Annotated in this window: 12 protein-coding genes; 4 read left to right on the top strand and 8 right to left on the bottom strand. The window is 35.3% G+C overall.

The features are described from left to right. Positions 1-684 precede the first annotated feature (684 nt). Entirely contained in the window at positions 685-1,722 is a 1,038-nt protein-coding gene (locus JSQ81_RS16380; protein ID WP_212605077.1) for a PTS sugar transporter subunit IIC, read from the top strand. Positions 1,723-1,897: 175 nt separating this feature from the next. Continuing rightward, positions 1,898-2,338, top strand: coding sequence for a restriction endonuclease (locus JSQ81_RS20245; protein WP_371812552.1), 441 nt, complete (start codon positions 1,898-1,900; stop codon positions 2,336-2,338). Here JSQ81_RS20245 and JSQ81_RS16370 read toward each other — a convergent pair. The 5 genes from JSQ81_RS16370 to JSQ81_RS16350 all read right to left on the bottom strand — a co-directional run bounded on the left by JSQ81_RS16370 (position 2,306) and on the right by JSQ81_RS16350 (position 6,177). Beyond that, on the bottom strand, positions 2,306-2,977 hold the full coding sequence (locus tag JSQ81_RS16370; protein ID WP_212605075.1) for a hypothetical protein: 672 nt from the start codon (positions 2,975-2,977) through the stop codon (positions 2,306-2,308). The genes JSQ81_RS20245 and JSQ81_RS16370 overlap by 33 nt on opposite strands. A gap of 4 nt (positions 2,978-2,981) precedes the next feature. Continuing rightward, positions 2,982-3,419, bottom strand: a complete 438-nt coding sequence (locus JSQ81_RS16365; RefSeq protein WP_212605074.1) for a hypothetical protein — start codon at positions 3,417-3,419, stop codon at positions 2,982-2,984. Positions 3,420-3,421: 2 nt separating this feature from the next. Beyond that, positions 3,422-4,309 carry a ParA family protein gene (locus JSQ81_RS16360; RefSeq protein WP_212605073.1) on the bottom strand — a complete coding sequence of 296 codons (888 nt, stop codon included), beginning with the start codon at positions 4,307-4,309 and terminating at the stop codon, positions 3,422-3,424. A 495-nt stretch (positions 4,310-4,804) separates the two neighbouring features. Continuing rightward, a complete protein-coding gene (locus JSQ81_RS16355; RefSeq protein ID WP_212605072.1) occupies positions 4,805-5,560 on the bottom strand; it encodes a hypothetical protein in 756 nt (251 codons plus the stop codon). Between the two features lie 437 nt (positions 5,561-5,997). Further along, a complete protein-coding gene (locus JSQ81_RS16350; RefSeq protein WP_212605071.1) occupies positions 5,998-6,177 on the bottom strand; it encodes a hypothetical protein in 180 nt (59 codons plus the stop codon). Between the two features lie 535 nt (positions 6,178-6,712). Here JSQ81_RS16350 and JSQ81_RS16345 point away from each other — a divergent pair. Next, complete coding sequence (locus JSQ81_RS16345) at positions 6,713-7,687, top strand: ABC transporter ATP-binding protein (protein WP_212605070.1); 975 nt, start codon at positions 6,713-6,715, stop codon at positions 7,685-7,687. Further along, positions 7,674-8,447, top strand: coding sequence for an ABC transporter permease (locus JSQ81_RS16340; RefSeq protein ID WP_212605069.1), 774 nt, complete (start codon positions 7,674-7,676; stop codon positions 8,445-8,447). Before JSQ81_RS16345 ends, JSQ81_RS16340 begins: the two co-directional genes overlap by 14 nt. A gap of 392 nt (positions 8,448-8,839) precedes the next feature. Here the strand turns inward: JSQ81_RS16340 and JSQ81_RS16335 are convergent, their stop codons facing one another. From JSQ81_RS16335 to JSQ81_RS16325, 3 genes are all read right to left on the bottom strand, one after another. Continuing rightward, positions 8,840-10,012 carry a YeiH family protein gene (locus tag JSQ81_RS16335; protein WP_249336560.1) on the bottom strand — a complete coding sequence of 391 codons (1,173 nt, stop codon included), beginning with the start codon at positions 10,010-10,012 and terminating at the stop codon, positions 8,840-8,842. 230 nt (positions 10,013-10,242) lie between these two features. Beyond that, positions 10,243-10,929, bottom strand: a complete 687-nt coding sequence (locus JSQ81_RS16330) for a GntR family transcriptional regulator (protein WP_212605068.1) — start codon at positions 10,927-10,929, stop codon at positions 10,243-10,245. A 368-nt stretch (positions 10,930-11,297) separates the two neighbouring features. Continuing rightward, positions 11,298-12,248 (bottom strand): phosphoglycerate dehydrogenase, encoded by a 951-nt coding sequence (locus JSQ81_RS16325; protein WP_212605067.1) that lies wholly within the window; start codon positions 12,246-12,248, stop codon positions 11,298-11,300. Between the last annotated feature and the right edge of the window lie 43 nt (positions 12,249-12,291).

Raw genomic sequence — 12,291 nt, 5'->3', positions numbered from 1 at the left:
TAGGCGGTAGTGAATGCTGGTGAAATTCCATACCAATTTATTTTGAAGCAAACATATTGTCTATTCTTTTTCTCGAATCTATCGGGTCGACTGCCTTAATGATTTCGTTCTTTTCAGTTTGAGTAAAAATACTATGATCTCCTATAGGAACCAAATCTTTAATTTCTCCAATCTCGGTACGTTTCATAACCGCACGATGCCAATCTCCCTTATACCTAAAAGTAACATGGTTTTTGGCTAAGAAAATATTATTTCTACCTTTCTATCCACTTAACTCCACCCTTCTTTGATACCTTTCGACAAAAGTGCAATAATCCCTTTAATATGCCTGCTTTTATGCATGATTTATAACGGAGTTAATTCCCTATTTAAATTTAATCCAACTGCCATAAAAGGTACCTGTGCACGGTGCAATTATGACAATTCACCACATTGGATAAATAACCAAAGGGATATCGACAAAGCCTTATACAGTCGAGATCCCCTTTTCAATTTATGCAATTGTAGTGTATTGTTCGAATAGTTTCTCGCACAGGTACCTTTCAAGGGTATCATTCAAGGGCGCCCTTCAGACTGTGGTAACTAACACTTTGTACCCGCCCCACTAAGCATAAACTAACATTGACTATTTTCGTAATATTGCCTATAGTTATTCGAATTACAACATGATAGGGGTTATGTGGAATGAAGGATTTTGTTGGTAAGTTACTTAATGGAATGAGTATCGGGATTGTTGTTGCATTAATTCCTAATGCATTAATGGGAGAGATTCTTAAATTATTGATTCCTTATTTTCCTGCACTTCAGCATGTTTTTGATATCACTGTATTTGTTATGAGCCTGTTGCCTGTACTAATTGGGGTGATGGTGGGGATTACATTTAAACTGACGCCCATTCAAACAGCAAGTGTAGGGATTGCCGCTATGGTCGGAAGTGGAGCTGTTCAGAAAACAGCCGATGGATTATTCGCGCTTAACGGGATCGGGATCGTTCTTAATACAGGAATTACAGCTGCCTTAGCTGTTTTATTCGTTCAGTTGCTCGGCGATAAATTAGAAGCTTATTCCATTCTAGTGTTGCCTACATTAAGTATATTAGTTCCCGGTATGATTGGTTATACGATACTTCCTTACATGAAACATTCAACGGGTATCATTGGGGTCGCAATTTCAAATGTGACTTCATTGCAACCAGTCCTAATGGGTGCAATCATTGCCGTGATTTTCTGCACTATCATATTACTTCCTATTTCTACTGTAGGTGTTGCAACTGTCATCATGCTATCAGGGGTGGGAGCCGGTGCAGCGAATTTAGGGATTGTAGCTGCAGGCGTAGGATTAGCCATCGCCAGCTACAAAGCGAACTCCCTCGGCACTGCTTTGGCGCATGTACTCGGTTCTCCTAAAATTCAAATGAAAAACTTTTTGATGAAACCTAATATCGCCTTACCTATGCTGATCACGGCAGCAGTGCTCGGAGGATTGGCCGGCGTATTAAATATTCAAGGCACCCCTTACAGTGCAGGATTTGGCTTATCCGGTTTGGTCGGACCTTTGAATTATATAAATCTAGCAGAGGGCGGTTGGTCACAGAAAAATATATCCATCATGCTCAGCACGTTTTTAATCTTGCCGATTGTACTGAATCTCGGACTGATTTATATATTTTCCAGAAACCTGAAGTTGATCAAGGCTGGTGATTATAAATTGGATTTTGAATAAAAAAGTAAACTGGCATCTAGATAATCGTGTATTTTTGGTTGCCAGTTCACTTATTAAAACCAGGTCTTTACTGTTTGAGACGTTTTCGCTGGGAATTTATCATCGATTTAGGGATGAGGATAAGCAGGAGCAGAATAAAAAAGGAAAAGGTCCCCCACTTAAGATTGAGAACTAAATTTTCGGGACACTTGTTGATGATATTATGCAGGATGTGCTTAGTGGAAGGGCAAAGGTCACTCAAGCGTCAGGTGACTACGGGGTTGATATCCTACACACCCTTCCCAACCGCGATGTTTATTTAGTTCAAGTAAAATGCTACAAACCGGAGAATCAAATCAGTTTTGATCCACCAGCGGTGCTACATTCAAATATCGTGACACGCAATGCCCAAGGTGCCTATTTAATCACGACTAGTGACTATTCTCCGCAAGCTAAGCAGTTTGGTGATGTACATGGCATCAAACTAATTAATGGATACAACCTTGCCCTCCACCTATGCACTTTTCAAATTAATAAACCTCTTATTCGCTGTTGTACTAAGTCACTACCTAAACCCAATTTCGAGGATGAATTAATCCTTACCTTAAAAAAATTGATTATATATATCTTCACCTAATATTGTATACATTTGACTCAACACAGGGGTTTCTATCTTGGTCTTTTCCGTTGATAATTCCTTTAAAAAGAATGGAACAATATCATCGACAATATTTTCATAAACTTTTGATAGACTAGCTAGGCTCTTCACATCTTTCTTTTTACGAATCATCATTAATAAATCATTTTCTGAATACCTATGTATAGTTTCCCCGTGAACATCTTTAGAGTATCTTCCAAAATAATTTGTAATATTATTATATAAGTCTGGATATCGTTGTGGGAAACCTTTTTGTTTCAATTCTTCTATCATTTGTGAATAAGTCATATTCGAAATTGAATCGCTTTGCGGATTGATAAAAGACACAGCTAATCTTAAGATATTTTCAGATGTTAGTCTTACTAGGATATTATTGATAAACACATCATTCGAAGGTAAATGATACAAAACCCTTAAATGAATTAAATTGAAGTCGTTATACAACTTTTTTCGTTCACTATTAATTGTACTATCTATGTTCTTAATCATCTTCATGAAATTTATACTTTTGTTAACAGAGTTATAAATTTCTCTTATAACAGGATTACTTATTACACCAGATTCTGGATAGTATTGTTCGATAAAAGATTTATATTTTTCAAACTCTGGATTGAACATTAAATCATTCCTCTCGTTTAAACCTTTCAAATAAAGAATCAGTATAATTTTTCGATTTTCGTGACCTTTCCGAGCTCTTCCCAACAATTAGTTTTCCTGAGTTTTCCGATTCGGAAAACTCATCAAGTTTACTTTTTAAATCCAATGAAAAATTGTATAGAAACCTTTTTTCTTTCGAACTAATAACCCTTAAAATTCTAGCCAATAAAATCGTTCGACTAGCATATAAATACGGTCTAAATTCTTTAAATATATCATCCTTATCTATTAAAAACCTTTTGATATCAATATTTTTAGGGAAAATTTCTGTAGATAGAATCATAAAAGTAATTATACTATATAATTCAACACGAATTTTATCCTCGCTATCCGATTTTCTAATCATGTTAATTTTATCTGTAATAATTTGGTTAGCCTTGCTCTGATTACCCCTAACAAGCATTTCTATCTCACCCCGGATTCCTCTGGTTTAAAACTGTTAATTTTTTCATCAAATTCTTTTACTATTGTTCGCAAATTTTTATATGAGTAATCGCTTCTAGAATCTTCTATAAAGTAATCTATTCTTTTAGGAAATTCAGGATTATTATGAAAGTATTCATTGAAAAAAATTACTTCCAAACTATTTAATGTACTACTTTCTTTTATGTCTTGTATCATCCGTCTCATTCCAGTAGAGATACTTGCTTCCCTTGGTATATTGGTAAAAATAACACCTAAATGTTCTAGAGGGGTTATTTTAAATCTATCCCTATGAACTTTTTTTAGTCTGTCAACTACTTGAAACAATAAATCAATTCCGAGGATAGAATAGGAATCAGGATGAATTGGAGATAAATAGAAATCGCTAGCTAATAATGCCGCAGTCGTGTAAAAAGAATATGTAGGTGGACAATCCATTAATATATAATCATATTTATCTTTAAGTTGAAAGTCTTCGATAAAATTTTTAATAGCGTTTTCTTTTTCTGACCCGCCGTTTGATCTTTCAAAAAAGACTGTATTTAAATCGCCAGGTATAATTGAAAGGGTATCATTTAATTCAAGAATGCATTCTTCCTCCTTGAGACTATCAACTAATGATGTATATTCAAATACCTTGTTAATAGTTGAAGTACAAACGGTGTATTTGTAATTGATTTCGTTGTCTGTTTCATAGTGGTGTTTGTAGTTGAACTTTTCAAATATTGACTGCGTTAAATTTCCCTGTGGATCAACATCAATTAATAGAACCTTTTTATTATTTTTAGATAAATAAAAGCCGATTTCCTTACAAAGAGTCGTTTTACCGACTCCCCCCTTCATATTAAGAAAAGAAATTACATTACTCAAGATAAGCACCCTTTCCAAGGAAGTATATTTTTGAACATGTTAATATGGACCTTTAGACTCTCAATAGTATCCAGTCAATGAACTTTTCACTAAAATAATCAATAAAGTCTTACTAATAGAATACCAATAACAGAATATTAATACAAGGTTATTATAGTAAAAAGATAATAGGTCTAAGTCGCTATAATGTTTAATACTCCCAGGGATTTCAGCATATAAATTGGCATTGATAATAAATAGAACAATCCAATAAAGCATATAATCGGTAGCAGAAATTACACCATTCTTTTACGTGGTAATTCAGGCTTTGGAATATCCTATAACCCGTTTGTCTGTGAAATGGTACCTTTGTACATTACAATATAGCAATTTTCTATTTTAGATAAAAAAGAGGATAACGACAAAATCATATATAGTCAATATCCCAATCCATTTTAAATATTGGCCCGCACAGGTTTCCAAATCGAGTAATGTTATACACAAGGTTTCAGAAACTTATTCCCAATAATCCTCATGCAATACAAATGCCGATAAACATTTATCAATTAGAATTAAAAAATCTTTAACGTTTTGTAATGTAATATTTATTACCTCAGTTTTACCAATTGTTGTATCCCGAATAGAATTAATGCCTAACATATTTATTGACTCTAATAATTTAGGATTAGAATTCATTTTAGCGTCTTCATGCATCACCTGATTTCTAATTGTATTCCAGTGACGAAGCAACTGCCAATCACGCGATAAACTACTGTTAATGCCTACAGCATTCTTTATATATAAAGATGCCCTCACGATACCACCACCGTCCAGCTCTCTATAACTAGCTGATAAACCTTTTAATTCCTGATAAATATTACAAATCTCATTTAAAACGTCTTCCAACATTGCATATGCTTTAAGATAAACACCAATAGAAACTGCCGCTTCTTGAACCTCTGTAGCTTCACCGAATAACCATTGCCTTTCTAGGGATCTTGATTTGGTAATTTCACTGTCAAATGAAATTTCGGTAGCATCGTTTGATTTGTTATCTACTTCAGCATACATTAACTCAAATTCATTTCTTTCTTCCAAAAATACATTTTGCAGTTTATTGCACAAAGTATAATAATATAATAGTCTCGCAGATACGTTATGAGATAAATAACACAGATCTTTTGTAAGACCAATAATTCTTTCATCTTCTGTTTCCAAGGCAAGATTTACATAGTTCGCTTCCGCTAAGAACTCCTTTAATCTATTACTCAATTTAAAATTCCTCCCTCTTGTTCAAATAACACGGTTCACATCTCTTTATAGGTCCTGATTATAGGGTCAGTATAATTAGTAACAGTTACTTTTTTCCGGCACTTACATTGTCACCCAGTCTTGGTATCTACACCAGCCTTTCCGGCAGTCATGATATTTGAATCTATTATTTGCCTATAGTCTGAATCAATTCCAATTAGAATATCTTTAAATGTTAACTCTTTATAATCAGATTTTTATTTTGGAATGTAAATTTCTCTAGTATGATTTTACTATATCATGAGTGCACAATTTTCTGAACACAAATGGAAGACAGTATTAAATAATAACGGGTCGAAATTATGTTATTTTAATTTTGTAATCTCCAAAGACAACTTTTATAAGCAACCAAAAAAAGTAATCCATCCAAGAATTGTTCATCTTTCTTCAAATTCAATTCACCCAACCAACCAAGGAGCCGCATACAAAACCATAAACATCACCCCATAATTAACCCCATGCGTATGAAGCAATCCAGAAACCAGCGCAATACTCATCACACCCAAAATATTTATCCATCTAGCATCCATATAAGCCAACATAACGACAAGACCCATAAACAAGCCGATACACTTCATGTGGAATCCTTTTGAATAAGAATTTACTGATTTCACTCGCATATCTTAATCTTTCATAATAGGTAAATAAGATAGCAACCGCAACTCCGATCATTGTAACAATCATAATTTCATCCACAGAAAGGATATGGTGAACGTTTTCTGGGATGAAAACCGGTGGCGCATTGCATAGCATACTTGCTGGCCTGATAGCAATCGGTGTCAGTTATAATCCAGAGCTATAAGCGGTACCAAAGTATCCGATATGTAAGATGTATTTGTCAGAGTATCCATTCTTGAAATAGCACGGGAAGCCCTTTTTACTGGATTTTTATTATGCCGCGTCAATCCTCTCCTCAATCGCGCTTATTTTATCATCCGTTGTCCAATCAATGATATTCCAAAACACCCTACATTATAAAAGTGTCTTTGCCCTATAGAGTCGACTTCTAATTTTTATTCCGCACAAATCCCCCAAAATTAAATAGAGGACTCCCCCATAGAAATGTAGAACTCTAGTAAAGCTAGATACTTTGTAGCAGAAAGGACGTTATCAATGAAACCCATAATACAAGTAAAAAACCTAATGAAGTCATATAAAAAGAGAAAATCCAAAGAACACATCCAAGCAGTAAGTGATGTTTCGTTTACAGTAAACCAAGGCGAGATCCTTGGATTATTAGGGCCGAATGGTGCCGGTAAGACGACGACTATTAAAATGATTTGCGGTTTACTTATTCCTGATGCTGGAACAATTACGATAAACGGGATGAACAATCGCGAGAAACGCCTTGGGGCATTGAAACATATTAGTGCGGTGTTAGAAGGGAATCGAAACTTGTATTGGCGATTAACAGTGAGGGAAAACCTTGAATATTTCGCTGGGAATCGAGGTGCATCACGTAAAGAGGTTTCCAATCAAATCGAGGACCTCTTAGAAAGTTTTAACTTAAAAGAGAAGGAAAATGAACTTGTTAATCGGCTATCACGCGGAATGCAGCAAAAACTTGCGATTGCTGTGGCGATGCTTGCGAATAGCGATGTCATTTTATTGGACGAGCCTACGCTTGGGTTGGATGTGGAAACTGGGTATGAAGTACGTGAATTATTAAGAACGATTGTAAAAGATTATAACCGAACGATTATCATCAGTTCCCATGACATGAATGTTATACAAGATTTATGCGATCGAACAGTGATCATTAACGATGGAAAAATCGTTGTTGATGATAAAGTCGAAAATCTTATGAAACTATTTGAAGTTCGTGCGTATTCGATAACGCTTGGCGATGTTTTGAGCGACCAACAACAACATATTTTACAACAAAAGTTTCCGCAATATGACTATACAACGGATACAATGCAGTCAATTCTACAAATTCATTTAACAAAGAGTGATGAGATTTATGATCTATTTGACGTTTTAAAAATGGAAAACACTCCTGTGGAATCAATTGATCGCAATACGATAAACTTCGAACAGATTTTCATGAAAATTGTGAAGGGGGAAAAAGAATATGTATTGGGCTAACCTCCTCAAGGCAAATGTAAGAAAAGAATATATCGAATTGAAACGGTATTTACCGAATACGCTCGCTATGGTCTTTACGTTTTATATCATTTTTCTGGGCATGTTCACTGGAATCCAATTAATCGGCGACCCTAGTACGCAGGATCTTAATATTCAATATGCGATTGTAAATTATATTTTTTGGTTTCTAGCGATGACTGTGATGAACAGCATTGGATGGGAGATTACAAATGAGGCAATGCGCGGTACGCTGGAACAACTTTGTATGTCACCAATGGGTATTTGGCGAATTATGGTGACTCGACTACTCGCAACGACAGCCCTATATTTCTTTATTATCGTTGGTTTGCTTTATTTATCAATGCTTACAACCGGACAGTGGCTAAATCTTGATGCCATAGCAATCATGCCAGTTCTCATCCTCACTTTAATAAGCATGTTCGGTGTCGGGTTTATGATTGCTGGCATATCAATCATATTGAAGCAGGTTCAAGCATTTTTACAAATATTGCAATTTGTATTAGCTGCATTAACTTTTATCCCATTATCAGTCGCACCGTTTTTCGCTTTTCTTCCATTCGTAAAAGGTGTGGATCTTGTACGCCAAATAATGATTGACGGCGTCACCTTAACTCAAATTGGACTAGGAGATTTTTTGATTCTCGGATTTAATGCCATTTTCTATTTCGCTTTAGGACTAGTATTTTTTTTCTATTGTGAACGAGTTGCGATGAAAAAGGGATTACTTGCACATTATTAATGGGGTGTTGGTTAATGACAATTTTTGCTTCAGAATTAAAAGCCTAAATAAAAAGGTACCTGTAAAAAGGTACCTGTGCACGGTGCAATTATGACTATTCATGATTATGGATATTAAAACAAAGGGGATATCGACAAAGTGTTATATAGTCGATATCCCCTTTTGATTTTATGCAATTGTAGTGTATTAACTGAATAGTGTCTTGCACAGGTACCTAAAACCATTGTAGTGTATTAACTGAATAGTGTCTTGCACAGGTACCTAAAACCGGTGTCTTGCACAGGTACCTAAAACCAGGTACCTAAAACCAATTTATTTCACCGGTGATACTAGTATACTTTTACTAGTATGCAACTCGAGCGATGGAAGCGGAGGAATTCTGATGAATCTGGTTAAATGATAATTAAATGACCGAACAATGAAATCAGAGTCAAACTTACTAAACCAATTGAAATAGCTGCAATTAATCCGATATAAAATGGTTTTAATCCGAGGCCCTTAAACATTTTAAAGTCTGTGGATAATCCCACACCAGCCATTGCCATTCCCAACAAATATGTAGACCCGAATGAGCTCCAATAACGGTAGAATCCTTCCCAGGAAGAGGGTTCCATTATACCATAGGCTAACCTACCGTTCGTAACCATCATATCACCGACTGTTCTTGCAAGTGCTAGTAATAAAAAACCAATTACGAAAAGTGGTACCAGTTTATACCACTTGGGTAGTTTGTGGTTTTCTTCAGCTTTTTCTTTACCAATACTTCTAAAATAGAGGTAGGAAACAAGCGGGATAACGGCAATAATAAATAAGTTTCTCGTTAACTTTGTAACAGTCGCGACGTCCACTACTTTTTCAATATCATACATTTGATTATAAATTAGGGCAGCTCCCGTCACTTGTGCTGTATCATGAATAGCAGTCCCTAAAAATAGTCCAGCTTTAATTGGATCATTCGCAAAAAATAAATGTGCTAAATAAGGGTAAAATAGCATGCTAATTAACCCGAAAATCGTAATATTAGCAACGGCATATGAGATTTCATTATCCCTTGCCTTGATAACAGGAGCAGTAGCCATAACCGCGGTTACACCACAGATTCCAGTTCCGCAAGCAATTAATGTACCCAGTCTATTAGATTGATTCATTTTTTTAGTGAAATAAAGTGTCACTAACAAACCACTGGAAATACAAGTAATAATGAGCGGTAGTCCCCATGCCCCAAGTTTAAGTGCTTCAGCTAAACTAAGCCGTAGTCCTAGTAGAATGATTCCCGCACGCAAGGCATACTTAAGTGAAAAAACAACGCCTCCAACTAGTTTCGAATGTACACCTATTGTATTGCGAATCACAATACCGATTAATATGGCAACGAATATTCCAGAAACTGGGCTTGCACTACCTTTTGGTAATAAATTTAACTTTACAATTAGTACTCCTATCAAATCGGCAAGATAAATACCGAAAAACATTACCGTTAAACAAAGAATAAGTCCAGGTAAAGTGTTAACAAAAAAATTTCTATTGCGAGTACCGCTTAACCGTTCAGGATTCGATTTGGACACTGAATATCCCACCCTTATAATAAATGACTCCTAATACAAAAGTACTAACTGATGAAGACTATGGTTAATTAATCTTTTAGCCAGTACTTCGAGTTAAAAAATTATGATTGAAATTTAACTGGATTTGAATTAAAGTATCCATTATAATTATCGTGATTTAACGTTAGCAGGAACGGGTTCTTTTTTCACTTGTTCATGCATAAGCATATGCCTAGAAAGCTTATTACAGGTTATATATTCTTCATTTTTATCATCAAGCTAATGTATTCTTTTGCATTATCATTATGAACCTTAATAGCTGCTTCTAAAGCCTTTAGATCTCTGTTCTCCAAAGCATTACAAATGTCCTCATGTTCTAACACACCATTAATTAACTTTTCTTTAGGCTTTTTACCATATAAAAAAGATGAAAACGAATGACTTCCGATACTTTCATATATTTGTAGAATTTTTTTATTCCACATACCTTTCATATAGGTTAAGTGAAAGTCGTGATCAATTTTATACACTTCGAAAAAGTCATCAAGAGTTTCAATCTTTTCAATTGCTTTATAGTGTTGTTTAATGTTTTCTCTCATATCATCAATAATTTTATTATCTAAGCTAACTGACTCAATCACTCTGTGTGCAAAAAAGGTTTCCAACATCAGTCGTGTATCAAGCATTTCTTCAATATCTTCCCAGTTTGCTTCTTTAAATCGCATACCACGTCTAGGGATATTCTCAACTAGTCCCTCCGCAATAAGTCTATTTAGAGCCTGTTTTATAGGTGTTTCACTAATTCCATACCGATCAACCATATCCTTAATGATAATCTTCTCTCCGGGATTGACCACCCTAACAGAAAAGTCCTGCTTAATTTGATGATAGGCAACTTCTACCAATGAGTCTGACCTTAAGCTATTCTTGTTTATCAAAATAATCCCCTCCTTATATATATTTAATAATCTCCTAATTTGAGAATATCATGTTCAAATTTAAAGGCTAATACTTTAGATTTTAAATTTTCATGAATCCTCAAGTGTAAAATGTTTGTTACCAGTCTAACTTTTTACGAAAAGAAGGATTTCTTATGAATAAGAATATCACGGTTCAGACATTGATTCAAAACTTTATTTCCGAAAATGAGTTGTTAGCGATTCCGGATGAATTCTGATTGGACCATGATGCCCAAAAATGCACCGTTTACTTGCTTATCCCTTACCTCCTTTTTAATTTTCGCCGCTGCGAATAAGTGGATAAGGGTTTCTGTCTGCTGATCACTCGTCTTTCTTTTATTATACTTTTAATTAATTTTATGAGGGCATTTTTTATCTTCCAAAATATTAATGACATTTTGAGCCGCCAACATCCCCATATTCAGAACCGCGTCCATTGTGTAACCTCCTATGTGCGGAGTAATTAAGCAGTTTTGAAGAGTTAATAATGGACTGTCGAAGGATGGTTCTTGCAACGTTGCATCTAGGGCTGCGGCAGCGACTATTCCCCCCTTAAGCGCATGGTATAGAGCATCTTCATCAATGATTCCGCCACGTGCTGTGTTTACTATAACAGCAGAGTTTTTCATCATTTTCAATTGTTTTTCACCAATCATATTTCTTGTTTCCACTGTAAGCGGACAATGAATTGAAATGAAATCAGATTCTGAGAGAAGTTCTTCCAGTTCACAATATTTGATGTCATATTCTTCGGTAAGTTCTTCATTCGGATATTTATCATGGCATAAAAACCGCATATTAAATCCACTGAGACGCTTAATAACACCCCTGCCTATTCTCCCTGTACCAATAATGCCGCAGGTTTTCCCCCATAACTCAAATCCCAGAGCCCTACCTTCCTTGTTATTCTTAATCTGTTGATCCATTTGCGGTATATGACGAGCACAGGCTAACATAGCTCCTACCGCCAAATCGGCTACTGAATTTTCATTTGCTCCTGGAGTGACAGTAACTGCTATTCCTTTTTTTGTCGCTTCATCAATGTCTACTTTATCGTAGCCCACTCCATATCTAGAAATCACCTTTAACTTTTTACCTGCATTAATAACCTCTGCACTAAAATCATCCAAACCTGCTATAACTGCATCAGCGTTTTCAATGTACTCAATCAATTCATTCGAAGTCAAGGCACTTTCAGTTGATATCTTTTTGACACGGCACTTACTACTCTCCAACAGTTTAATAGGTGCATCATTTCCTTTACCAAAGGAACGAGCTGTAACAACTACTTCATACATTAATTCTCCCCCCGTCTACAAGCTAATCATAACTTGAAAAAGA

Origin of the sequence: Sporosarcina sp. Marseille-Q4063 (assembly GCF_018309085.1) — a bacterium.
Taxonomy (GTDB): domain Bacteria; phylum Bacillota; class Bacilli; order Bacillales_A; family Planococcaceae; genus Sporosarcina.
This window is presented reverse-complemented; position numbering and strand designations above follow the sequence as displayed.